Annotated in this window: 22 protein-coding genes; 8 read left to right on the top strand and 14 right to left on the bottom strand. The window is 73.4% G+C overall.

Features of this window, described 5'->3' with window-relative positions; genetic code table 11:
- Positions 1-34: 34 nt before the first annotated feature.
- The 4 genes from ABZ444_RS34550 to ABZ444_RS34535 all read left to right on the top strand — a co-directional run bounded on the left by ABZ444_RS34550 (position 35) and on the right by ABZ444_RS34535 (position 2,991).
- On the top strand, positions 35-688 hold the full coding sequence (locus ABZ444_RS34550) for a GntR family transcriptional regulator (RefSeq protein ID WP_358006286.1): 654 nt from the start codon (positions 35-37) through the stop codon (positions 686-688).
- A gap of 110 nt (positions 689-798) precedes the next feature.
- Positions 799-1,524, top strand: a complete 726-nt coding sequence (locus ABZ444_RS34545) for a hypothetical protein (RefSeq protein ID WP_358006283.1) — start codon at positions 799-801, stop codon at positions 1,522-1,524.
- Positions 1,521-2,222, top strand: coding sequence for an HAD family hydrolase (locus tag ABZ444_RS34540; RefSeq protein WP_358006280.1), 702 nt, complete (start codon positions 1,521-1,523; stop codon positions 2,220-2,222). Before ABZ444_RS34545 ends, ABZ444_RS34540 begins: the two co-directional genes overlap by 4 nt.
- A gap of 28 nt (positions 2,223-2,250) precedes the next feature.
- Positions 2,251-2,991, top strand: a complete 741-nt coding sequence (locus tag ABZ444_RS34535) for a GntR family transcriptional regulator (protein ID WP_358006277.1) — start codon at positions 2,251-2,253, stop codon at positions 2,989-2,991.
- On the opposite strand, the gene ABZ444_RS34530 is transcribed toward ABZ444_RS34535, so the two are convergent.
- From ABZ444_RS34530 to ABZ444_RS34520, 3 genes are all read right to left on the bottom strand, one after another.
- Complete coding sequence (locus ABZ444_RS34530; RefSeq protein ID WP_358006274.1) at positions 2,935-3,582, bottom strand: DedA family protein; 648 nt, start codon at positions 3,580-3,582, stop codon at positions 2,935-2,937. The two genes, ABZ444_RS34535 and ABZ444_RS34530, sit on opposite strands and share 57 nt — an antisense overlap.
- A gap of 119 nt (positions 3,583-3,701) precedes the next feature.
- Complete coding sequence (locus tag ABZ444_RS34525) at positions 3,702-4,205, bottom strand: MarR family transcriptional regulator (RefSeq protein WP_358006270.1); 504 nt, start codon at positions 4,203-4,205, stop codon at positions 3,702-3,704.
- 133 nt (positions 4,206-4,338) lie between these two features.
- Positions 4,339-6,246 carry an FUSC family protein gene (locus tag ABZ444_RS34520; RefSeq protein WP_358006267.1) on the bottom strand — a complete coding sequence of 636 codons (1,908 nt, stop codon included), beginning with the start codon at positions 6,244-6,246 and terminating at the stop codon, positions 4,339-4,341.
- A 297-nt stretch (positions 6,247-6,543) separates the two neighbouring features.
- Here ABZ444_RS34520 and ABZ444_RS34515 point away from each other — a divergent pair, with 297 nt between their 5' ends.
- Entirely contained in the window at positions 6,544-6,942 is a 399-nt protein-coding gene (locus ABZ444_RS34515; protein ID WP_358006264.1) for a DUF3592 domain-containing protein, read from the top strand.
- Between the two features lie 142 nt (positions 6,943-7,084).
- Here the strand turns inward: ABZ444_RS34515 and ABZ444_RS34510 are convergent, their stop codons facing one another.
- Positions 7,085-9,175: an alpha-galactosidase gene (locus ABZ444_RS34510; protein ID WP_358006261.1), complete on the bottom strand. Its 2,091-nt coding sequence runs from the start codon at positions 9,173-9,175 to the stop codon at positions 7,085-7,087.
- A gap of 270 nt (positions 9,176-9,445) precedes the next feature.
- On the opposite strand from ABZ444_RS34510, the gene ABZ444_RS34505 reads away from it, so the two are divergent.
- Together ABZ444_RS34505 and ABZ444_RS34500 are read left to right on the top strand one after the other, a co-directional pair.
- Positions 9,446-9,778 carry an STAS domain-containing protein gene (locus tag ABZ444_RS34505; RefSeq protein ID WP_358006258.1) on the top strand — a complete coding sequence of 111 codons (333 nt, stop codon included), beginning with the start codon at positions 9,446-9,448 and terminating at the stop codon, positions 9,776-9,778.
- A 36-nt stretch (positions 9,779-9,814) separates the two neighbouring features.
- A complete protein-coding gene (locus tag ABZ444_RS34500; RefSeq protein WP_358006445.1) occupies positions 9,815-11,230 on the top strand; it encodes an RNB domain-containing ribonuclease in 1,416 nt (471 codons plus the stop codon).
- 85 nt (positions 11,231-11,315) lie between these two features.
- Here the strand turns inward: ABZ444_RS34500 and ABZ444_RS34495 are convergent, their stop codons facing one another.
- From ABZ444_RS34495 to ABZ444_RS34450, 10 genes are all read right to left on the bottom strand, one after another.
- A complete protein-coding gene (locus ABZ444_RS34495) occupies positions 11,316-11,486 on the bottom strand; it encodes a hypothetical protein (protein ID WP_352331507.1) in 171 nt (56 codons plus the stop codon).
- A 190-nt stretch (positions 11,487-11,676) separates the two neighbouring features.
- Complete coding sequence (locus tag ABZ444_RS34490; RefSeq protein ID WP_358006255.1) at positions 11,677-12,255, bottom strand: helix-turn-helix domain-containing protein; 579 nt, start codon at positions 12,253-12,255, stop codon at positions 11,677-11,679.
- Between the two features lie 128 nt (positions 12,256-12,383).
- On the bottom strand, positions 12,384-14,033 hold the full coding sequence (locus tag ABZ444_RS34485) for an ABC transporter ATP-binding protein (RefSeq protein WP_358006252.1): 1,650 nt from the start codon (positions 14,031-14,033) through the stop codon (positions 12,384-12,386).
- A gap of 577 nt (positions 14,034-14,610) precedes the next feature.
- Positions 14,611-17,337, bottom strand: a complete 2,727-nt coding sequence (locus tag ABZ444_RS34480) for a DEAD/DEAH box helicase (protein ID WP_358006249.1) — start codon at positions 17,335-17,337, stop codon at positions 14,611-14,613.
- A gap of 79 nt (positions 17,338-17,416) precedes the next feature.
- Positions 17,417-18,304, bottom strand: coding sequence for a YegS/Rv2252/BmrU family lipid kinase (locus ABZ444_RS34475; protein WP_357977372.1), 888 nt, complete (start codon positions 18,302-18,304; stop codon positions 17,417-17,419).
- Between the two features lie 16 nt (positions 18,305-18,320).
- Positions 18,321-19,190 carry a twin-arginine translocase subunit TatC gene (gene tatC, locus ABZ444_RS34470; protein WP_357977369.1) on the bottom strand — a complete coding sequence of 290 codons (870 nt, stop codon included), beginning with the start codon at positions 19,188-19,190 and terminating at the stop codon, positions 18,321-18,323.
- A gap of 34 nt (positions 19,191-19,224) precedes the next feature.
- Positions 19,225-19,575 (bottom strand): Sec-independent protein translocase subunit TatA, encoded by a 351-nt coding sequence (gene tatA, locus ABZ444_RS34465; RefSeq protein WP_357977366.1) that lies wholly within the window; start codon positions 19,573-19,575, stop codon positions 19,225-19,227.
- A gap of 13 nt (positions 19,576-19,588) precedes the next feature.
- Positions 19,589-19,807 (bottom strand): hypothetical protein, encoded by a 219-nt coding sequence (locus tag ABZ444_RS34460; protein ID WP_358006246.1) that lies wholly within the window; start codon positions 19,805-19,807, stop codon positions 19,589-19,591.
- Positions 19,804-20,772 carry a WYL domain-containing protein gene (locus ABZ444_RS34455; RefSeq protein ID WP_358006243.1) on the bottom strand — a complete coding sequence of 323 codons (969 nt, stop codon included), beginning with the start codon at positions 20,770-20,772 and terminating at the stop codon, positions 19,804-19,806. Before ABZ444_RS34455 ends, ABZ444_RS34460 begins: the two co-directional genes overlap by 4 nt.
- Entirely contained in the window at positions 20,769-21,731 is a 963-nt protein-coding gene (locus ABZ444_RS34450; protein ID WP_358006240.1) for a WYL domain-containing protein, read from the bottom strand. The genes ABZ444_RS34455 and ABZ444_RS34450 overlap by 4 nt, the downstream gene beginning before the upstream one ends.
- Positions 21,732-21,769: 38 nt before the next feature.
- Here ABZ444_RS34450 and ABZ444_RS34445 point away from each other — a divergent pair.
- On the top strand, positions 21,770-22,700 hold a 931-nt coding region (locus ABZ444_RS34445), incomplete at its 3' end, for a DUF3866 family protein (protein WP_358006237.1).

Here is a 22,700-nt window from a genome sequence, read left to right as displayed (position 1 = left end):
TAGCCGCGACCGGCCGTGCGAGAGACTGGGGGACATGACAGCCAGCGAGCCCACGCCGCCCATGAGCAAGGCCGACTACGTCTACAGCGTGCTGCTGGACGAGATCCGCGGCGGCCGCATCCCGGGCGGCACCGCCCTGCGCGCCGGGGCCGTCGCCCGGCGGCTCGGCGTCTCGGTCACCCCCGTGCGCGAGGCGCTGCGCCGGCTGGAGACGGACCGGCTGATCAGCTACGAGGCCCACCACGGCGCGACCGTCATCGACCTCGGCGACGACGCCCTGGCCGAGTACTACGGATTGCGCGCGGTCGTCGAGGGCCTGGGGGCGCGGCTGGCCGCCGCCCGGATCACCGCCGACGACCTCGCCGGGCTGCGCGACCTGCACCGCGAGATGGCCGCCGACGCCGAGCAGGGCAGGCACGACCGGCTGGCCGAGCAGAGCAGCCGCTTCCATCTGCGCATCGTCGACATCGGCGGCCCGGCCTTCCTCGGCGCCCACGCCAGGTCGGTGCGCAACGGCGTCCCGGTGCCCGCCGAGGCGTCGCTGTGGCTCGACCCGGCGCAGGTCGGGCGGCAGCTCCAGGCGCACGAGCGGCTGCTGGCCACCCTGGAGGCGGGCGACGCCGACGCCGCGGAACGCGTCATGATCGACCACATCCGGCAGGCGGGCGAGTACCGCAAGCACCACTGATGACAAACATCATCGTTCACCCCCGGTTCATTGATTCACCGTGACGGGTGTTGCACGATGAGTCACTCTGATGGTCTTGCCGCGACCCCGACGCCGAAGGAGCCGACACTGTGGCGGACGCGTGGACGCTCAATCCCGACTACCGCACCCCCCGGGTCCCCACAGACCAGGCCACCGAACCCGGCCCCTGGCGCCACCCCGACGGCCAGGTGATGAACGGCGCCTACGAGCGCAGGCGTCCCAAGCGGCGCACCGAGGTCGTCACCGTCTGGTACGGCTACGCGCTGAGCCGCTGCCTGGGCCCCCGCATGCCGCGCTTCAGCAGCCCGCTGGTCTCGGCCTGGAACCCGGTGCTGGCCCAGGGCCTCAGCTGCGACCCGGGGTCGCCGACGCCGTACCGCGACGAGCACTGGTGCGACCGCTGGATCGCCGAGGCCCTGCTGTACGGGCGCAAGCCGTACGGCACCTTCACCCTGCCCGCCGAGGAGGCGCTGCGCTGGTTCGCCAAGAGCGGCGGCACCGGCCTGGTCTACCGAGCGCGCGCCGACGGCGCGGCCGTCAGGGTCGTGGCCGGCACCACCGAGCCCTACGAGCGGCTCTTCGACCTCGACTCCCTGATCGCCGACTACCACGAGGCCCTGCCCCCCGGGCGGGCCGCGGCCGAGGTGGCGGCGCTGGAGTCGCATCGCGGCCTGTCCCCCGCCCTGGCCTACGTGCTGGGCGAGGACGCCGAGGCCCGCTTCGCCGGCGCGCCGCGCTCGGTGCGCGGCCTCACCCTGGGCTACCCGCCGCGCGAGACGGCGGCCCGCGTCGCCGCCGATATGCTCGCCGGGTGAGCGGCACCATCAAGGGCATCCTGTTCGATCTCGACGGCACTCTGCTCGACCATCGTGGTGCGGCCGACGCCGCGATCACCGCGTGGGCGTCGGAGCTGGTCCCCGGCCATCCCCGCCTGCCCGAGGTCGCCTCGCTGTGGGCGGCGCTGGAGATCCCCCACCTGGCCGCCTGGCAGGCCGGCGAGTGCTCGTGGCAGGAGCAGCGCCGCCGCCGGGTGCGCGCCCTGTGCGGGGAGCTGTCCGTCGAGGCGCCCGCCGACCTGGAGGCGGCCTTCGCGAGCTACGCCGACCACTACCGGCGCGGCTGGGCCGCCTACCCCGACGTGGCCCCGGCGCTCGCCGAGCTGCGCGGCTACACGCTGGGCGTCCTGACCAACGGCTCGCAGGGCGTGCAGGAGGCGAAGGTCCGCGCGCTCGGCCTCGACGTGGGCCCGGTGCTGACCGGCGAGTGCCTGGGCGGGCACTTCAAGCCGTCCGCCGCCTGTTACGCCGCGGCGGCGCGGGCCCTCGGGCTGCCGCCCGGGCAGGTGCTGCTGGTGGGCGACGACCTCGACAACGACGTACGCGGCCCGGCGGCGGCCGGCATGCCCTCGGTGTGGATCGACCGGCTGGGCGCCGAGGCGGCGCCGGCCGGATTCCCCCGCCTCACCTCGCTCGCCGGGCTGCCCGCGCTGCTCGCCACTCGCTATTTGTCTTGACATTCTGACCTCGGTTAGGCTGATCAGCATGACCCCGAACCTGGCCATCGACCTGGACCGATCCAGCCCTGTGCCGCTCTACTTCCAGGTGGCCGAGCAGATCGCCGAGGCGATCCGGCGCGGCGACCTGGCGCCCGGCTCCCGGCTGGACAACGAGATCCTGCTCGCCGACAAGCTCGGCCTGTCCAGGCCGACGATCCGCCAGGCGATCCAATACCTCGTGGACAAGGGCCTGCTGGTTCGCAAGCGCGGCGTCGGCACGCAGGTGGTGCACGGCCAGGTCAAGCGCTCGGTCGAGCTGACCAGCCTCTACGACGACCTGCGCCGCTCGGGCCAGGAACCGGCCACGCAGGTGCTCGCGCTGGAGCCGCGCCCGGCCGAGGAGGACAAGGCGGCCATCCTGGGCGTCGAGCCCGGCACCGAGATCCTCTACCTCGAACGTCTGCGCTTCGCCGCCGGCGAGCCGCTGGCCGTGCTGCACAACTGGCTGCCGCTGGGCCTGGCCCCGCTCTCCGCCGCCGACCTGGAGGGCCGCGGCCTGTACGAGCTGCTGCGCGGCGCGGGCGTGCGCATGCGGGTGGCCAACCAGCGCATCGGGGCCCGCGCCGCCGGCCAGGTCGAGGCCAAGCTGCTCGACGAGCGCCGCGGCGCGCCGCTGCTCACCATGATCAGGACGACGTACGACGACCAGGGCCGGGCCGTCGAGCACGGCTCACACGTCTATCGGGCCTCTCACTACTCCCTCGAGGTCACCCTCATCGAGCGCTGAGGCCGCGCGGCGCTTGAGGTAGAGCGTGGTGCCGATGCCGAACAGCACGGCCACCCCGAGCCCGACCCAGGAGAAGCCCTTCAGCCACTTCTCGGCCACCATCCCGAGATAGTAGATCACCGCGGTGGTGCCGCCCGCCCACACGATGCCGCCCAGCACGTTCGCCACGGCGAACCGCCAGTACGGCATGCGCAGCGCCCCCGCCAGCGGCCCGGCCAGGATGCGCAGCAGCGCGATGAAGCGGCCGACGAACACGGCCCAGACGCCGTAGCGGTGGAAGTAGTCCTCCGCCTTGGCGACGTGGCGGGGGCCGAAGTGGCGGGGGAAGCGGCGGCCCAGCCGTTCGAACAGACGGCGGCCGCCCTTGCGCCCGATGGCGTAGCCGGCGGAGTCGCCCACGATCGCCCCGGCGCTCGCGCACACGCCGACGGCGACCGGGCTGACCACGCCCTTGGCGGCCAGAATGGCGGCGCTGACCAGCACGATCTCGCCGGGCAGCGGGATGCCGAGGCTCTCCAGGCCGATCACGAGCGCGACCATCGCGCACAACCAGGCGGCGGGGATCGCTTGCAGCCATTCGTCGATATGCACGCGGCCACCCTAACCCCGCTCCCCACCTCCTCCATCCCTCCGCCACCCGACCCTCACGCCCGAGCCGCACTCCCGGATGGCACTCCAGCCGCCGTACGGCGGGGGGCGTTCGGTGGGGCTCAGCCGAGCAGGCCGCCGAGGCGGCCCTCCAGGACGAGCAGCAGTTCGGCCAGCAGGTCGGCGAGCTGGCGTTCGCGGTCGCGGGGAAGCCCCTCCAGCAGCTCGGTCTCGTAGTCGAGCTGCTCGGGCAGCAGGCGCAGGATCAGCTCCCTGCCGCGCCCGGTCAGCGAGAGGTGGGCGACGCGCCGGTCCCGCTCGTCCACCCGCCGGGCGACCAGGCCGATCTCCTCCAGCCGCCTGACCCGCTTGGTCACCGCGGCTCCCGAGGCGAACGTCTCGCGAGCCAGCCTGCCCGGCGTCAGCTCGCCGCCGACCCGGAGCAGGGCGCACAGCAGGTCGTACTCCGGGCGGCTCACCCCGGCGCGCCCGAGCGGGGCCTCGGCGGCCTGCTGCAGGAGCGCGGCGCAGCGGTTCAGCCTGCCGATGACGGCGATCGTGTCGAGGTCGGCGTCGGGAAGGACCTGCCGCCATTGCCGCAACGCCTTCGCGACGGCGTCCTCCACGTGCTCGTTCCTCTCATCGTGCCGATCTTCCGGTGGCTCCGATCGTACGCGCCGACGGCACCGCCTCGGCCCCGGGCGGACCGATCAGGCGTACAGGGCGGGGGCGGCGGTCGCGCGGTCGCCCAAGGCGTGGTCAGGCGTACAGGGTGGCGAGTCTGCGGTGGCCGGCGCGCTCGGCGGCGGCCATGCGCTCGTGAGGCAGCGCCCCGGTCCACCACTCGCCCGCGGCCACGTCGGCCGCTTCGCGTACCTCCACCAGCGCCGCGCGCAGCCGGTCACGCTCCCCCGGTTCCGGCGTCCCGGCCAGGATCCGCTCCAGACGTACGAGCCCGGCCCGTACGCGCCGGGCCGCCCTCCGGTCCGGCACCAGCACGCAGGCCAGCAGCCCAGCCACCGCGCCGAGACACGTGTCCAGCCACCGATCGGCCACGAGCTCGGCCACCGGCCGCGTCCCGGCGAACTCCCCCATGAGGATGGCCATCGGCGTGACGAAGACGCTCCCCAGCCAGTAATTGCGCGTGATGGCCGCCTCCGTCGCGAACTGCAGCGCCAGGACGGCCACGACGAGCGCCACCGCGCCCAGCCGGGTCACGGGGGCGACCAGGGTGAACAGCCCGACGCCGAGCAGGTTGCCGACGACACGCTGGACGGCGCGGCTCCAGGAAAGGGTGGTGTTGGCCGCGATCACCGCCGCCGCCGTCACCACCGCCCAGTACGGCCTGCCCACCCCCAACGCCATCGACCCCCACCCGGCCCCGGCGGCCCCGGCGAACACCATCCCGGCCACCCGCCACCGTCTCGCCACCTCGACCACCACCCGCACAACGCCACCCCTTCCCCCGCACCGCACCCCACCGCCCGCTGCCGCGCTTCCCGGCCTGTCCGTTCCGGTCATCGCGGATTCGGCCCGCCCATTCGGGACATCAGCAGGTTGCGCCCAGTCGTCCGCGACGCCTGCGAGTTCGGCCCGCTCGTCCGCGGGGAGCGCGACCTCGTACGGAGACGGCAGCGGGCGGCCTTTGCGCAGGTCGCGGGCCCAGCCGGCGAGCTCTCCGACGGCGGCCCGCCGCGCGGCACCCGAAGCGGACGGAGCCTCAGAGACCCCCTGCACCCCCGGAACGCCCGAAGCGCCCGAAGCGCCGGCAACGCTCGTAGCGCCCGCAACGCTCGTAGCGCCCGGCCCGGTCTCCTCGGCCATCCCCGCGGCGGCCGACTCGGCGCGGACCAGCAGCCGGGACAGCGCGTCGCGGCGCCGAGCGGGGACGCCGGAGCGCATGAGCGTCTGCCAGGCGGCGTTGACCGCCGCCGCAGCGGCATGGCGCGCCTGCCGAACCGCGGCGGCTTCGCGCCCCTCGGGGAAGCCGCGGGCCTCCGAGAGGTCGCACTTCCCGGAGAGGCCGCGCCCCTCGAAGAGGCCGCGGATGCCGGGGAGGCAGCGTCCCTCCAGGAGACCGCGAGTCCCGGGGAGGTCGCGGGGCTCGGGGGCCGTACGCAGGAGGTGGGCGGTGGATTCGAGGGCGCGGGCGACGGCGATGCGTTCGGGGCCGTCGGGGCGCAGGAGGCCGGGGGCCATGCCGACCGTCCAGGCGAGGAGCCCGCCGAGCAGCCCGAGGCCGGCGTGGGCGGGCACGTCGGCCAGTTCCTGCGGTACGAACACCGCGCCGGCCGCGACGAACGTGAGCACGACGTTCCCCGGCGGCCCGATCCGGGTCGCGTCGCAGACCGCCTTGTGCAGCCCGGCCAGCAGGGCGGCCACCGCCACCCGGACGGCGACCGAGCCGGTGAGGGCCGAGGCGACCAGCGCGGCCGCCGTGCCGGACGTCATGCCCAGCACCACCCAGGCCAGCGCCTTGGCACGGGCCGCGTACGGCAGGCCGTGACCGTACAAGGCGCATATCGAGCCGGCGGCGGCGTAGGGCACCAGGTCGAGCCGTCCGGCCCACAGGAGGGCGAGCAGCGGGACGGCGAGGGCGACGACGGCGCTCAGGGCGGGTTTGTGCCAGATGTCGCCAACGGGCCCCAGACGCAGCGCCGCACGCACGGGCAGCCGCGCACGCCACCCCGACGGCGATCCCGACGAAGGCCCCGACAGGGGCCCCGGCGACGGCGACGGCGACGGCGAGGCAGGGGACGGCAGGGATCGGGCACGAGGTCGGAGGGCACTGGTCATCACAAAAAGATTACCAGGTGTTTTACCCGTGAAATAAACCAGGTCGGCGACGGGATCTTGCAACCGGCGATCAAGCGGCGGTCAAGCCGTCCCGGCTAGAAACTCCTTCGAGATCGAACGGAACGAGCCGCCCGGACGCCGGGCGGAGGACAGAACTGGGGAAGCACAGTGACCACGGGAATCTTGCTGGCTGTGGCGATCACCGCCGGGACGACGCTGATCACGGCCGCGGTCGGCGTGCCGTTCCTGATCATGGCGAGGAACGGCCAGCGGCTCCTGGCGACCGGGATTCCCGCGCAGGCCGTGGTGGAGTCGATGGCCGACACCCACATGTCCGTCAACGACCAGCCCGTCGTCAGCTTCGGGCTGGTGGTGCAGCCGCACGAGGGCCCCGCCTACCGGGTCGCCCACCGCCAGACGCTGCCGCGCATCCCCATGGGCCTGGTGGTCCCGGGCGCGGTGCTGCCCGTGAAGGTGGACCCGGCCCGGCCGGACCGGGTGCGCATCGACTGGGCGGCCTGGCGCCCCTCCCCCGCCGACACCCCCTGGCGCCCGGCCACCCACTGACCGCGTCACCGACCGCACAACTGAGCATACGACCGAGCACGCCGGCGGGAACCGGCCCCCGGCCCGAGCACCGCGCGACCGGGAGTGGTTCTCCCCCAACCCGGGCGGGCGGTCCAGTGGCTGAGGCCCGGCGATCGATCGGCTAGCTGTGCCGTCCCGCGGCCACCCGTTCGACCTCGAAGACCAGCGCCGAGGCCGGACGCAGCGCGGGCCCCGGCAACCCCAGCTCGGCCAGCGCCGCCCCCGGCACCCGCGCCGGCGCGAACACCCACTGCGGCAGCCCCGCGCCCTCCGGCAGCGGCCCCGCGGCGCGCACCTCGTACAGCGCGGCCGGGTCGAGCCCCGGCAGCCGCAGCGGTTCCGGGCTGACGGTGACCCGGCTGGCGAGCTGGACGCAGGCGAACACGGCCCGTTCGGGCAGCACGACCCCGTGCAGCAGCGTCGAGGGGTCGGGATGGTCGGCCCGCACGACCCGGCCCGCGTGCAGCACCGGCCGCAGCCGCTTGTGCAGCGCGATCCAGACGCCCAGCTCCGCCAGCTCCTGCGGGCTCGCCGAGGTCAGGTCCCACTCCACGCCCATGTGGCCGAACATCGCGGTCGCCGCCCGGAAGGCGAGCGGCAGCGCGCGGCCGGTGATGTGGTCGTGGGGGGCGCCGACGTGGCAGCCCATGCGGTCCGGCGGCACCAGCAGCCCGGTCCAGCGCTGGATGGCCTGCCGGTCGAGGGCGTCGTTGCTGTCGGAGGCCCACACGCGGTCGGTACGGGCCAGGACGCCGTAGTCGATGCGCGCGCCGCCCGACGAGCACGACTCGATCTCCAGCCCGGGGTGGCGGCGGCGCAGCTCGTCGATCAGCCGGTAGACCGCGGCCGTCTGCGCGTGCACGCCGGGCGTCCCGTCGTGGACGGCCTCGGCCAGGTCACGGTTGTGGTCCCACTTGATGTAGTCCAGCGCGTACTCGCGGGTCAGCGTGTCGAGGCGGTCGAGGAGATGGTCGTAGACCTCGGGCCGGGCCAGGTCGAGCACCTGCTGGTTGCGCCAGAGCGCGGGCGGGCGGTCGGCGCGGGCGAGGATCCAGTCGGGGTGGGCGCGGGCCAGGTCGGAGTCGGGGTTGACCATCTCGGGCTCGAACCACAGGCCGAACTGCAGGCCCAGCTCGCGTACGTGCTCGGCCAGCGGGTGCAGGCCGCCGGGCCAGACGTCCTGGTCGACGTACCAGTCGCCGAGCCCGGCCCGGTCGTGGCGGCGGTGGCGGAACCAGCCGTCGTCGAGCACGAACCGTTCGATGCCGGCGGCGGCCGCCTTGTCGGCCAGCTCGCGCAGCCGGTCGAGGCCGTGGTCGAAGTAGGTGGCCTCCCAGTTGTTCAGGGTGACCGGGCGCACCGGGAGCGGACGGGCAGCGCGCAGGTGGTCGTGCAGGCGGCCGGCGGCCTCGTCCAGGCCGCTGCCGGACCAGGTGAAGTAGACCCACGGGGTGCTGTAGGCGCCGTCCTGGGCGAGGGTGATCTCGCCGGGTTCGAGCAGTTCGCCGGCGGCCAGCACGGCCTGGCCCTCGACGAGCCGTTCGGCGTAGTGCACGTGGCCGCCGCTCCAGCCGGCGTGCACGGCCCACACCTCGCCGGAGCGGAAGCCGAAGCCGGGCGTGCCGGCGACGAGCAGGCCGGTCGCGTCGTGGCCGGTACGGCCGCGGCGGCTCTCCCGCGACCACACCCCCTGCCCGAACTCCCTGCGCTGCGGCACCTTCTCCAGCGCCCACCGTCCGGTGAAGTCCAGCAGCTCGCCGGCCCTGGCGGGCAGCGGCAGCGCGCACGTCAACCCCTGCAGCCGGTACGGCGAGGCGGCGGTGTTGGTCACCGTGTGCCGCATCATGACGACGCCGGAGGCGTCCATCACCAGCTCGCTGAGCAGCCGCAACCCCGCCTCGGCGTCCACGGCGGCGACGGTGACGCGGCCGCCCGCGCCCGGCTCGGCCGCCGTCTCGACGTTCTCGGCGCTCCAGCGCACCGGCCAGTGCTCACCGGCCCGGTCACCGGACAGGCCCGGCCGGCCGAACCAGGACTCGTCCTGGCCGGGCAGCAGCGCCAGCGCGGGGGTCAGCGACAGCAGGGCGGGCGCCAGGTCGGCTCCGGTGACCGGCCCGAGGTCGGCGCCGTAGTGCCGCACCCGCGGCAGCCCGGGGCCGGAGTCGTCGAGCACCAGGGCCGAGCCGGCGGCGGAAAGGATGACGGGGGGCACGTCACGCTCCTCAATCTCAGTACATCAGGTGGAACGAGACGTTACCGGGCAGTACGCCCCCGCCCGCAACGCCCGTGGCGCCGGTCGCGCCGGGCTCCTCGCACGGAGGGGGCCTGCTCCGCGAGCCCGGACAGGAGGGCATGTACACTCCTCTTCGGAAACAGACCGTAGCGCTGCGTGACGATCATCGCATCCGGCGCCTTCGGTCAGGGGCGGGTCCCCGTAGTCAGCACCACTTTCCTCCGCCCGGACCAACAGCGGGGAGCCGACATGGATTCTCTTCACCTGACCACCAGCCGCCACGACACGACCGTGACCGTCTCCCTGAGCGGCGAGCTCGACATCGCCACCACCGAGGCCGTCCGCGGCCACCTGCTCGGCGTGCTGGAGGAGGCCGGGCGCGCGCGGCGGCCGGACATGTCGGTGGTGATCGAGGTGGGCGGCCTGTCCTTCATCGACGCGGCCGGGCTCGGCATCCTGGTCTCCCTGCACAACCAGGCCGTCCGCGGGCACACCAGCCTGCGGCTGGCCAACGTCCCGCCCAACATGAAGCGCCTGCTGCGCATCACCGGCCTCGACGCCCATCTGACGCCCCAGTCGTGACGGTACGCCCGCCTTGAGTAGGTTGTGGGCGTGTCGATGATTCAGGTTCCTGGCCCGATCCCCGCCAGGCTGGAGGACGGGTTCGACCGCGTGCTGCGCGAGCAGCGGCTGCCCGCCGGATTCCCCCAGGACGTGCTCGACGAGGCCGACTGGGTGGCGCAGGTGCCCAGGCTTGACGCCGAAGACCGGACCGACGTGCCGTTCGTGACCATCGACCCGCCGGGCTCGATGGACCTCGACCAGGCCCTGCACCTGGAACGGCTGCGCGACGGCTACCGCGTCTGGTACGCCATCGCCGACGTCGGCGCCTTCGTCCGGCCGGGCGGCCGGGTCGACGCCGAGGCCCGTACCCGGGGTGAGACGGTGTACCTGCCGGTGGGCAGGGTGCCGCTGCATCCCAAGGTGCTGTCGGAGGGCGCGGCGAGCCTGCTGCCCGGCGCGATCCGTCCGGCCGCGGTCTGGCGCGTCGACCTCGACGCCGAGGGCCGGATCGTCGGCGCGGACGTGCAGCGCGCCCGGGTGCGCAGCCGCGAACGGCTCGACTACGCCTACGTGCAGGCGGCCGTGGACACCGGCACCGCCGACGACACCCTGAGCCTGCTGGCCGAGATCGGCGAGCTGCGGCTGCGGCTGGAGCGGGCGCGCGGCGGCGTCACCCTGCCCACGCCCGAGCAGGAGGTCGTCCGGGACGACGACGGCGGCTACCGGCTGGAGTACCGCGTGCCGCTGCCCGCCGAGGCGTGGAACGCCCAGATCTCGCTGCTGACCGGCATGGCCGCCGCCGCGATGATGCTGGACGCCGAGATCGGCATCCTGCGCGTGCTGCCCGCGCCGCAGCCGGAGGACCTGGCCAAGGTGCGCCGGGTCGCGCAGGCGCTCGGCGTACCGTGGCCCGAGGGCGCCGGTTACGGGGAGGTCGTGCACGACCTCGACCCCAAGAACCCGCAGCAGGCGGCGTTCCTGCAGGAGTCGAAGGTGCTGCTGCGCGGCGCCGGGTACGCGGCCTTCGACGGCGCGCCGCCCAAGCTGGCCGAGCACTCGGCGGTGGCGGCGCCGTACGCGCACGTCACGGCTCCGCTGCGGCGCCTGGTGGACCGGTACGCGACCGAGGTGTGCCTGGCGGTCGCGGCGGGCGAGCCGGTGCCCTCGGATGTGCGGGCCGCGCTGCCGCTGCTGCCCGACATCATGTCGGCGACCGGCCGCCGCGCCGGTGCGGTCGACCGGGCCTGCGTGGACCTGGTGGAGGCGTTCCTGCTGCGGGAGCGGATCGGGCAGGCGTTCGAGGCGATGGTGATCGACGTGGACGAGCGCCGCGGCGGCGGCCAGGTGCAGCTCGTCGAGCCGGCCGTGATCGCCCGCTGCGACGGCGTCCTGCCCCTGGGCGAGCGGGTCACCGTCCGTCTGACGCAGGCCGACCCGGCCACCCGCGAGGTCCGCTTCACCCTGGCCTGACGCCCGCCGCGAGCCGGGCGCCCACGGGCACGGCGAGGGGCCGCGCGCGGGACGATCTCGCGCACGGCCCCCGGTGGACCCGCCCTCAGCGCTTGAGCGGCGACCATCCCGCGCCGACCCCCAGCAGGTGGAGGGCGACGCACAGCAGCCCGGCCGTGGTGAGCGTGCCCGCGGTGAGCACGTTGCCGACGGCGGTGCCGGCGATGTCGAAGATCAGGGCGAGCAGGAAGAACAGGGCGGCGATGAGAGCGAACACGGGTTACCTCCCGAGCTGACCGGACCCCGGCCCGATGGGCCTGAAGGGGAGTCCCTTTCCTACGCCTTGGGGATGTCCGCCGGATTCGGTGGAGAAACTGCCCCGAGGGTGACGATCTGTAGCCATATGACGACACACCCTTGACCGGCCGGTCAGTCGGGCTGGGATCGCCCGCCGTACCTCGCGACCGTCAATTCATCCCGGCGCGCATGCCGTCGCACATCACGGCCGCCATCCGCCCGGCCGCGCCCCTGCCCCGCGCGTGGCGTTCGGCCGCCAGGGCGCCGCGCAGCAGGTCGCGCACGTCGTCGGCGGACAGGTCGCGGCGCACGGCCCCGGCGCGCTGCGCGCGGGCCAGCAGCCGCCCGATCGCGTCGGCCAGGTCGGCCTCCAGCGTCGAGCCGGGCCGCAGCGCCGGCCCCGCGCCGCCGTCCAGCAGGTCGCACAGCGCCTGGTGGGCCGCGGCCTGCTCGGCGACCCGGCAGAACCAGCCGAAGAAGGCCCGCCCGGCGTCCTCGGCGGTGGCCAGCGCGCGGGCGTCGGCCACGAAACGTTCGGCCCGGCCGAGCAGCACCGCCTCCAGCAGCGCCTCCTTGGTGGGGAAGTGCCGGTGAACGGTGCCGACCCCGAACCCGGCGCGGCGGGCGATCTCGTCGAGGGAGATGGTCAGCCCGTCGGCGGCCAGCGCCTCCTGCGCGATCTGCAGGACCCGCTCGCGGTTGCGGCGGGCGTCGGCGCGTAACGGCCGGGCGGAGCTGTGGTCGCCCATGGGGAACCTGCCTTCGGCAAGCGGAGGGAGGGCTCCGATTCTACCGGGCGGTAGCCCGGCGTGGCGCGGCCGCCCGCCCTGGCCGGAGCCAGGAGGGGCGGCCGCATGGGACCTCTCGCACCCGCCGCTCAGGGCGGCGCCGCCAGCGGCGGCCTGAGGCCGAACGAGCCGACGCGCTTGAGCCGGATGCGCTCCTCGCGGGGCAGCGGCTCCAGCTCCACGGCTCGCGCGCCCTCCGGCACGTGACGCAGGTCGTGGGTGATGAGGATGGTCGTGCGCCCGGCCATCAGCCGCCGCAGCGGCTTCATGACCTGGGCGACGGTGGCGTCGTCCAGCCCGGTCATCGGCTCGTCGAGCACCAGGACGGGCGCGTCGCGCAGGATGGCCCTGGCGATCCCGATCCGCTGCCGCTGGCCGCCGGACAGCAGCCGGCCCCGCTGCCCGACCGGGGTGTCGTACCCCTGGGGCAGCAGCTTGACGAAGTCGTGCACGCCCGCCGCCTCGGCCGCCCTGATCACCTCGTCGAGCGAGGCGCCCGGCCGGCCGTAGGCGATGTTGTCGCGTACGGACCCCGAGAACAGCAGCGTCTCCTGGTGCAGGATCGCCACGTTGGCACGCAGCGACTCCCGTGTCAGGCCCCTGATGTCGCGGCCGTCGAGCAGGATGCGGCCGCGTTCCGGGTCGTAGAAGCGCAGCAGCAGCTTGGCCAGCGTCGACTTGCCGCTCCCGCTGGGCCCGGTGCAGACGATCAGCTCGCCGGGCCCGGCGGTGAACGACACATCGCGCACGGCGGGCCGTGTGCGTCCCGGATAGGTGAAGCCGACGCCGTCGAACTCCACCCGTCCCTCGGCCCGGCCGGGCAGCGCCACCGCCCCCTCGGGGTCGGTGACCAGGGGCCGGGCGCGCAGGACCTCGATCACGCGGTCGGATCCCGCCGCCGCCTCCGACACCGTCAGCGCGAGCTCCCCCAGGCTCTGCACGGCCGGGTAGAGCATCGCCAGGTAGGCGGCGAAGGCGAGCAGGCCGCCCAGGGTGAGCCGTCCGGCGACGATCTCCCAGGCGCCGAACCCGATGATGACGATCAGGCAGACCGTCTCGATGACCTGGACGACGGGCTGGTAGAGCCCCGACAGCCAGGCCTGGGAAAGGTTGGCGCGCAGCCAGTGGCGGCCCTCGCCGTGCAGCCGCCCGGACTCGGCCCCCTGCCGGTTGTAGGCCTGGACGAGCGCCTGGTTGGCCAGGCCCTCCTCCAGCACGCTGTTCATGGCGCCGTTGCTGAGCCGCTCGCGCGCCGCCGCCGTCCTGAACCTGGCCGCGAACAGCTTCGAGACGACCAGGAACGCCGGGATCAGCGCCATCGTGACCAGGGCGAGGTCCCAGCGGATGAGAAAGGCGGCGCCGGCGAAGAACACCACGCTGGCCGCGGTGGTGAACAGTTTGACCAGGCCGGAGCCGACCAGTTCCTCGATGGCCTGGATGTCGTCGGTCAGCCGGGCCATGAGGTCGCCGAGCCGCCGGTTCTCCGAGAAGTCCGGCGACAGGGTCTGGATGTGCGCGAACACGCGGTCGCGCAGGGCGAGCAGGAAACGTTCCGCGCCGTAGGCCGTGGCGTACGTCCCGACGAAGGACGTCACCCCGGCGAAGGCGGCGAGCCCGAGCCAGGTGAAGGCGGGCGCCCAGAAGGCGTCCAGATCGCGTGTGGCGAGCACGTCGTCGGTGATGTGCCCGAACAGGCGGATCGCGGCGACCTCGCAGAGTGCTGCAAGGACGGCGAACACCACGCCGCACGCGAAGAACCGGCGCAGACCTTCGGTGTCCGGCCAGAACTCGCGAAATGTTCGTCGGATGGAAACAGCGGGAGCGAGTTCACGGCCGGAGAGCGTAAGGGAGAGCCGGCGGCTGGGCCGCCGGCTCTCACGGGGTTGCTCTACCACCCCCAGCCCCACCACCTGCGGAAGCCGCAGCAGCGGCGGCGGGCCCACCGGCGCCGACGACAGCGCCAGGACTCCTGGAAGCCGGCCTGGGTCAGCTGGTTGTTAGCCATATCTTCCTCCCCCGTATGGCTGTTCCATTCGACAAATGGGACGATACCCACGAATTCGCCGCAAATCACCCGAAGTTCGGCCGTTAAAGGGAGAATTGACCGGTGAATCCCGGCCACAAAGGCACTTCTGCCGGCTACTTAAATGAGCCGTAAATCGCGAAAACCGCTGATAGCGGTAACGGAACGCTCAAAGATGCTACTCAGAACTGGTTCTCACCTAATCGGAAAACCCGAAGGGCGGGCGGATCCGGCCGGATCCGCCCGCCCTTCGCGGGCATTCCCGCGCCTCAGGTGAGCCCTCAGGTGAGCCCTCAGGTGAGCGACGAGTACGCCACGACGCCGCGTCGCATGGCGTCCATCGCCTTGCCCGCGGTCTGCTTGATCTTGCTGCCCTCGGGAGCCGCGTGCCCGAGCTGGCCGAGCAGGTCCATCAGCTGCTTGATCCACCGCACGAAGTCGCCGGCCGCCAGCTCGTTGCCGGCCACGCCCTCCAGCAGCACCGCGTCGAGGCTGTGGCCCTTGGCCCACCGGAACGCCGCCCACGCGAACCCCAGATCGGGCTCGCGGATGGTGGACAGCCCGTGGTCGGACTCGATGCCCTCCAGCTCGCCCCACAGCCGGATCATCGACGACAGCGCGTCCTGGGCCCGCCCGGCCGGGATCTTGGGACGGCGCGCGTCGTCGGACTGCCGCGACTCGAACACCAGCGCCGACACGCACGCGGCCAGCTCGGCCGGTTCGAGCTCCTCCCACAGGCCGCCGCGCAGGCACTCGGCGGTCAGCAGGTCGAGCTCGGTGTAGAGGCGGCCCAGGCGGCGGCCCTCGTCGGTGACGGTCTCGCCGTCGAGGTAGCCCAGCTGCTCCAGCACCGAGCAGATGCGGTCGAAGGTGCGGGAGATGACGTGGGAGCGGCCCTCGACCCGACGGCGCAGCCCCTCGGTCTCGCGCTGCAGCTTGTAGTAGCGCTCGGCCCAGCGGGCGTGGTCCTCCCGCTCGTCGCAGCCGTGGCACGGGTGCTGGCGGATGCGCCGGCGCAGCTCGTTGACCTCGTCGTCGTCGACCGAGTGGTCGCGCGCCCTGGCCGGCTTGCCGAGGTCGCGGTCGCCCATCTTGGCCAGCAGGGTGGAGACGAGGTTGGCACGCTCCTTCGGCGAGCGGCCGTTGAAGTTCTTCGGGATGCGCAGCTTCTCCAGCGGCTCGACCGGCACCGGGAAGTCGGCCGGGTCGAGCTTCTTGATCTGCTTGCCGATCGTCAGCACCAGCGGGCTCGGACCGTGGCCGCGCGGGTTGCGGCCGGGGTCGAGCACGATCGCCAGGCCCGCCCTGCGCCCGCCCGGCACCCGGATCACGTCGCCCGGCTCCAGCGCCTCCAGCGAGCGCACGGCGGCCGCGCGCCGGGCCGCGCCGCGCTGCTTGGACAGCTCGGCCTCCCGGTCCGACAGACGCCGGCGCAGCGCCGCGTATTCGGGGAAGTCGCCCAGGTGGCACGTCATGGCCTCCTGGTAGCCCTCCAGGGCCTCCTCGTGCTTGCGCAGCTGCTTGGCCAGGCCCACGACCGCCCGGTCGGCCTGGAACTGCGCGAAGGACTCCTCCAGCAGCGTGCGGGCGCGCTCACGGCCGAACTGGCCCACCAGGTTGACGGCCATGTTGTAGGACGGCTGGAAGCTGGAGCGCAGCGGGTAGGTGCGGGTGCCGGCCAGCCCGGCCACCGACAGCGGGTCCATGCCCGGCTGCCACAGCACCACCGCGTGCCCCTCGACGTCGATGCCGCGCCGCCCGGCCCGCCCGGTGAGCTGGGTGTACTCGCCCGGGGTGAGGTCGGCGTGGGTCTCGCCGTTCCACTTGTCGAGCTTCTCGATCACCACGCTGCGCGCGGGCATGTTGATGCCGAGCGCCAGCGTCTCGGTGGCGAAGACGGCCTTGACCAGGCCGCGGGTGAACAGCTCCTCGACGACCTCCTTGAAAGCCGGCAGCATGCCCGCGTGGTGGGCGGCCAGGCCGCGCTCCAGGCAGTCGCGCCACTCCAGGTAGCCCAGCACGGCCAGGTCCTCGTCGGGCAGGTGGGCGGTGCGCTCGTCGACGAGCTGCCTGATCTCGTGGCGCTCGCGGTCGGTGGTCAGCCGGATGCCGGCGTGGAGGCACTGCTGCACGGCCGCCTGACAGCCGGCCCGCGAGAAGATGAACGTGATCGCCGGGAGCAGCCCCTCGGAGTCGAGCTTCTCGATCACCTGGACGCGGTCGGGCGGGCGTGAGCGGTGGACCTTGCCGTAGCCGCCGCGCCCGCGCCGCCCGGCCATGAGCCGCTCGGCGTCGCGCGTCACCCGCATCAGCGCGGGGTTGATGCGCAGCGTCAGGTCGTCGGTCATGAACATGTCGTAGACGCGGTTGCCGACCATCATGTGCTGCCACAGGGGCACCGGCCGGTGCTCGTCGACGATGACCGTGGTCTCGCCGCGCACCTCGCCCAGCCACTCGCCGAACTCCTCGGCGTTGCTGACCGTGGCCGACAGCGCCACCAGGCGCACCGACTCCGGCAGGTGGATGATGACCTCTTCCCACACCGCGCCGCGGAAGCGGTCGGCGAGGTAGTGGACCTCGTCCATGACGGCGAAGCCCAGCCCGGCCAGGGTGGCCGAGCCGGCGTAGAGCATGTTGCGCAGCACCTCGGTGGTCATGACCACGATCGGGGCCTCGCCGTTGACGCTGTTGTCGCCCGTCAGCAGGCCGACCTTGGCCGTGCCGTAGCGCTTGACCAGGTCGTTGTACTTCTGGTTGGACAGCGCCTTGATGGGGGTGGTGTAGAAGCACTTGCGGCCCTGCTCCAGGGCCAGGTGGACGGCGAACTCGCCGACGACCGTCTTGCCCGACCCGGTGGGCGCGGCCACCAGGACGCCGTCGCCCGCCTCCAGGGCCCGGCAGGCGTCGAGCTGGAAGTCGTCGAGCTCGAAGTCGTAGAGACCGCGGAACGATCTCAGCGCCCCTCCGTCGTCTCCGTGCTTCTGACGGAAGGCCGCGTAGCGTTCCGCTGGCGTTGTCATACCCGTCAGCCTACCGAAATCGCCATTCCGGTCCGTCCCGGCGGACTCGGCCCGCGGCGAACAGCCTTCACATCGTGGATCAGGTGATCACGCGGAGCGCGCCGGGCTGGATCTCGCAGGTGACCGGCACCGGCCCCACGCGCTCGCCGTCGGCGTAGGCCACCACGTCGGCCGCCTCCAGCGTGACCCGGCGGGCCCGCCGCACCGACACCGCCGGATGCCCCACGTGGGTGCCCCGGTAGACGCCCGGGAAGACGCGCAGGAACTCGCGCTTGGACACCGCGCCGACCATCATCACGTCGAGCAGGCCGTCGTCGGGCGAGGCGTCGGGGCACACGCGCATGCCGGCCCCGTAGGAGCGGGTGTTGGCCACGGCGACCATCATGGCCTCCTGCTCGACCACCTCCCCGTCGTCGAGCGTGACCCGGAACGGGATGGGCCGGAAGGCGCGCAGCTCCTCGGCCACCGCCACCAGGTAGCGGCCCTTGCCGGGCGGCCAGGTGCGCCGGTTGGCGCGTTCGTTGACGCGCGAGTCGAAGCCGCAGCACAACACCCCGGCGAACAGCTCCTCCGACTCACCGGCCCGTACGCGGGCCGCGTCGACCGGCCGGGCCCGCATCCGCAGCACGGTCCTGGCCGCGGCCAGCGGATCGCGGTGGGCCAGGCCCAGGGCGGCGGCGAAGTCGTTGCCGGTGCCGGCCGGGATGATGCCGAGCGGCACGTCGGTGCCCGCCACGGCCTGGACGGCCAGGTGGACCAGCCCGTCGCCGCCGAAGGCGACCAGCGCGTCGGGGCGCTCGGCGACGGCGGTGCAGGCACGTTCGAGGGCGTCGGCGGCGTCGGTGCCGACGATCACCGACAGCTCGGCGCCGCCGGCGCGCAACCGGCGGGCGACGGGTTCGAGCAGTCGCAGGGTGCGCCCGCCGCGTGCGGCGGGGTTGACGAGCAGGGCGATTTGGGGGGCCACGCCCGGAACCTATCGCCTATCGGGCGCCGTCGGAATCCTCGGCGTCGGGCGGGACGTCCGCCAGCGGCGAGGCCTCGTCGTCGGACAGGTGCGAGAAGTCCTCGCCCGCGGGCCTGCGGCGCTCCCGCACGTACATGAAGAGCTCGGCGAGGAAGTACAGGATGATCATCGGCGCGGCCAGCGCCATCATGGTGAGCGGGTCGCCACCGGGGGTGATGACCGCCCCGAACACGAACATCGCGAAGATCACCGTACGCCGGTGCTTCTTGACGGTCGCGTGCGACAGGACGCCGATGACGTTGAGGAAGACCAGCAGCAGCGGCAGCTCGAACGACACGCCGAAGATCATCAACATGATCAGGACGTAGTCGAGGTACTCGTCGATCGAGATCGTCGCGACGGTGTCCTCGAGCGAGAAGCTCAGCAGGATGCCGAGGCTGGTGTCCATGATGACGTAGGCCAGGCCCGCGCCGAACACGAACAGCGGGACGGCCAGGCCGAGGAACGCGATCGAGTAGCGCTTCTCGTTGCGGTAGAGGGCCGGTGTGACGAAGGCCCAGATCTGGTAGAGCCAGACCGGTGAGGCCACCACGACGCCCACCATCGCCGCGACCTTCAGGGTGATGAAGAAGGACTGGAAGATGCCGTTGTAGACCAGGCTGCAGTGACCGTTGAGCTGGCGCGACTGCACCGTCTCGCAGTAGGGCGCGCGCAGTGCCTCCCACACCGGGTCGAACAGGATCCAGCCGACGACGATGCCCACGACCACCGCGAGAACCGAGATGAGCAGCCTGTTGCGCAGCTCACGCAGGTGCTCCATGAGCGGCATCCGGCCCTCGGGGTCGGGGGCCGATCCGGAATCACTCGACCGTTTGAGCAGCGCCATTCGCAGTCCAGGGGTGAAGGAGGAGGAAGGGGGGTCAGCCTTGCTTGTCGGCCTGGGCGGCGCTGGCGCGCAGGCGGGCGGCCTGCTCCTCTAGCTGGCGGGCCTGCTCCTCGGCCGAGAGCGCCGGGGCGGCGGCGGGGGCCGGGGCGGGAGCGGGGGTGATCGGCTGCGGTACGGGCTGCTGGGCCGGAGCCGGGGCCGGCTGCGCCTGGACCGTGGTGTGGGGCGTGTCGTCGTCGTCATCGCGGAGCTTGGCGGTCTCCGACTTGAAGATGCGCAGCGACCTGCCGACGCCCCTGGCCACGTCGGGCAGCTTCTTGGCACCGAACAGCAGGACGAGCACGCCTGCGATGATCAGGAGCTCGGGAACTCCAAGGTTCGACATGAAACGTCCTTTATCAGCGAGTGCCGGTCTTCAGCCCCGATGGTACGCCCCCAGGGGCCGTGGTCTCATCCTCCCGGGGCGTCAATCTGGCCTGCCCCGGCTCCAGACGCGCCTTCGCCGCGGCGACCTCCCTCTTCAGGGAACGTGCCGCGGCGGCGGCCCTGGCGCCCGCGACGCCGAGCACGGCCAGCCCGGCCAGGACCAGCCCGGCGGCCAAGAAGATCCACGTCATGGGTGCTGAGCGTACAGGGCCAGGGCCCGCTCGGCCTCCCCGCGCACGCTCTCGGCCATCGCCGGCGGGGAGACGACCCGGCCGGTGTCGCCGAGCCGCAGCGCCAGCTTGACGATCCAGTCCTCGTCACGCGCCCGCAACGTTATCTTCAGCCGCCCTTCACCGAGCTCGGCGACCTCCTCGCACGGGTAGTACTCGGCCACCCACCGCCCGGCGGCGCTGACCTCCAGCTCGACCAGCTCGTCGGTCGGCGAGGGACGGAAGACCCCGCGGGTGACGTCGATGGGCTCGGCCTCGGCCGGCGGGTCGGCCGGCACGTCGAGCACGTCGACGCCGAGCACCCGGTCGAGCCGGAACAGCCGCATCGCCTCGGCCCGGTAGCACCAGCCCTCCAGGTAGGTGCGGCCGTCGACGACCACGACCCGGGTCGGGTCGACCTCGCGCGGGGTGACCTCGTCGCGCCCCGGCACGTAGTAGCGCAGCGACAGCCGGCGCCGGCCGGTGAGCCCCTCGCGCACCCGGCCGAGGGCGTCGGGGGCGGCCTCGACGTCGAAGGCGACCTGGCTGCTGACGGTGGCCGCGCCCTCGCCCGCGGCCCGCTCCAGCTTGGCCACCACGCGCGGCAGCGCGTCGCCGGCGGCCACGTCGGCCAGCTCGGGCGTGGCGGCCAGCATGCGCAGCGCGACCAGCAGCGCGCTTGCCTCGTCGATGCCGAGCCGCAGCGGCCGGGCGATGGTGTCGGCGTTGTCGATGATGATCTCGCCGCCGTCCCAGGAGACGTCGATGAGGTCGCCGGGGGTGTGGCCGGGCAGGCCGCACATCCACACCAGTTGCAGGTCGTCGATGAGCTGCTTCTCGCTCAGCCCGAACACCTCGGCGACCTCGCCGACCTGGGCCCCCGGGTGGGACATCAGGTACGGCACCAGCGCCAGCAGCCTGGGCAGCCGGTCAGCCGAACCGCTCATGCCAGGGCTCCCTTCAGTCGGCGGATGACGGCCTCACGGGCGTCAGGAGGCTCGACCACCTCGACGTCGGCGCCGAGGCTGGCCATCCAGCCCGCGAGGCGTTCGGGGTCGGCGAAGGCCAGCTCGGCCTCGTCCCAGCCGTCCTCGCGCGGGTGCACGGCCCTGGCGAGCTGGCGCAGGCCCTCGCAGGTGCCCCGGCGCACCCGGATGACGGCGACGCGCTCGTCCACGGGCTCCTCGGGGAAGCCGACCATGGCCCGCAGGTCGACCCCGTGGGGCACCTCGACGACGCCGGCGCGGCCGAGGGCGGTGACCGCCCCGGTGATGCGGCTGAGGCGGAAGGCGCGCGGCGCGTCGCGGTCGCGGTCGAAGCCGGCCAGGTACCAGCGTCCGCGCCGGCTGACCACGCCCCACGGCTCGACCGTGCGGGCGCGCACGGTCTCGCTGCCGGAGGCGCGGTAGTCGAAGCGCACCACGCGGCGGTCGCGCACGGCGTTCCACAGGGCGGGGAAGGCCGGGTCGCGGGTGTCGACGCGCAGTTCCAGGGCGCCGCCGCCGATCGGGCCGCCGACCGGCTCGTCGGTGGCCACGCCGGCGGCGCGCAGCTTCAGCAGCGCCCCCGAGGCGGCCTCGGCCAGGCTGGCCCGCTGCCACACCTGCGCCGCCAGGCCCAGCACGGCGGCCTCGTCGGGCTCCAGGGTGATCTCCGGCAGCTCGTACGACTGCGGGTCGATGCGGTAGCCCGGCTCGTCCTCCCACGGGTCGCGTACGACGTCGATGGGGATGCCGATCTCGCGCAGCTCGTTCTTGTCGCGTTCGAACATGCGCTGGAACGCCTCGTCGCCGTCGCGGTCGTAGCCGGGAACCGCCTGGCGGATCTGCTCGGCCGACAGCGGGCGCCGGGTGGCGAGCAGGCAGATCACCAGATTCAGCAACCGCTCGGTCTTACGGCGCGACATCTGCCTCACTCCTCCTTCATCGACGCTACCCTGCCCCCGTGATCAGATGGCGCAAGGGCGAGGTTGTCCGGATCCGACGCGAGTGGCCGGGAGCGGTGGAGCTGGATGTCGCCGTTCCCGAAGGTGATTGCCGGGCACTGGCCTACCCCCCGTTGGTGGGCCGCCCGGAACCCGGTGACGAGGTCCTGCTCAACACGACCGCACTCGCGATGGGTCTCGGTACGGGAGGTTACGCCATGGTGGTGGCCGTCCCGAACCGTTTGCCGCAAGATCCGGTGGGTCCCGGGCACCTGGTGAAGGCCCGCTACACGCCGCTGCAGGCCACGGTGCTGGGCGCCGACGAGCAGGATTCGCAGTTCCACGACGTCCTGAGCGAGGCCGACGACCTGGCCGGGATGCCGGTGATCGTGGCCGATCTGCACTCGGCGCTGGCCCCGATCCTGTCCGGCCTCTACGACGGCGCCCCCGGCCTGCGCGTGGCGTACGTGATGCAGGACGGCGGCGCGCTGCCCGCCTGGTTCTCGATGTCGGCGGCCCGGCTGCGCGAGACCGGCTGGCTGGCCGGGGTGGTGACGACGGGCCAGGCGTTCGGCGGCGACGTCGAGACGGTCACCGTCCACACCGGGCTGCTGGCGGCCCGGCACGTGCTGCGGGCCGACGTGGCGGTCGTCACGCAGGGCCCGGGCAACCTGGGGACGGGCACCCGCTGGGGCTTCTCGGGCGTGGCGGCGGGCGAGGCGGTCAACGCCGCCGGGGTGCTGCGCGGCCGTCCGGTGGCGGCGCTGCGGGTCAGCGAGGGCGACGCGCGCGAGCGGCACGTCGGTCTCTCCCACCACTCGCTGACCGCCTACGGCCGGGTCGCGCTCTCGCCGGCCGACGTGGCGGTTCCCGAGCTGCCCGGCGCGTTCGGCGAGCGGGTGCGCGAGCAGGCCGAGCCGCTGGCGGTCCGGCACCGGCTGGTGCCGGTGC

This window comes from Nonomuraea sp. NPDC005730 (assembly GCF_040630865.1).
GTDB lineage: Bacteria > Actinomycetota > Actinomycetes > Streptosporangiales > Streptosporangiaceae > Nonomuraea.
This window is presented reverse-complemented; position numbering and strand designations above follow the sequence as displayed.

What these genes read in the sequence shown, in the direction of transcription:
- ABZ444_RS34550 (WP_358006286.1), top strand. Translation starts at nt 35, where the DNA reads ATGACAGCCAGCGAGCCCACGCCGCCCATGAGCAAGGCCGACTACGTC.
- ABZ444_RS34535 (WP_358006277.1), top strand. Translation starts at nt 2,251, where the DNA reads ATGACCCCGAACCTGGCCATCGACCTGGACCGATCCAGCCCTGTGCCG.
- ABZ444_RS34505 (WP_358006258.1), top strand. Translation starts at nt 9,446, where the DNA reads ATGGATTCTCTTCACCTGACCACCAGCCGCCACGACACGACCGTGACC.
- ABZ444_RS34500 (WP_358006445.1), top strand. Translation starts at nt 9,815, where the DNA reads ATGATTCAGGTTCCTGGCCCGATCCCCGCCAGGCTGGAGGACGGGTTC.
- ABZ444_RS34490 (WP_358006255.1), bottom strand. Translation starts at nt 12,255, where the DNA reads ATGGGCGACCACAGCTCCGCCCGGCCGTTACGCGCCGACGCCCGCCGC.
- ABZ444_RS34480 (WP_358006249.1), bottom strand. Translation starts at nt 17,337, where the DNA reads ATGACAACGCCAGCGGAACGCTACGCGGCCTTCCGTCAGAAGCACGGA.
- tatC (WP_357977369.1), bottom strand. Translation starts at nt 19,190, where the DNA reads ATGGCGCTGCTCAAACGGTCGAGTGATTCCGGATCGGCCCCCGACCCC.
- tatA (WP_357977366.1), bottom strand. Translation starts at nt 19,575, where the DNA reads ATGTCGAACCTTGGAGTTCCCGAGCTCCTGATCATCGCAGGCGTGCTC.
- ABZ444_RS34460 (WP_358006246.1), bottom strand. Translation starts at nt 19,807, where the DNA reads ATGACGTGGATCTTCTTGGCCGCCGGGCTGGTCCTGGCCGGGCTGGCC.
- ABZ444_RS34455 (WP_358006243.1), bottom strand. Translation starts at nt 20,772, where the DNA reads ATGAGCGGTTCGGCTGACCGGCTGCCCAGGCTGCTGGCGCTGGTGCCG.
- ABZ444_RS34450 (WP_358006240.1), bottom strand. Translation starts at nt 21,731, where the DNA reads ATGTCGCGCCGTAAGACCGAGCGGTTGCTGAATCTGGTGATCTGCCTG.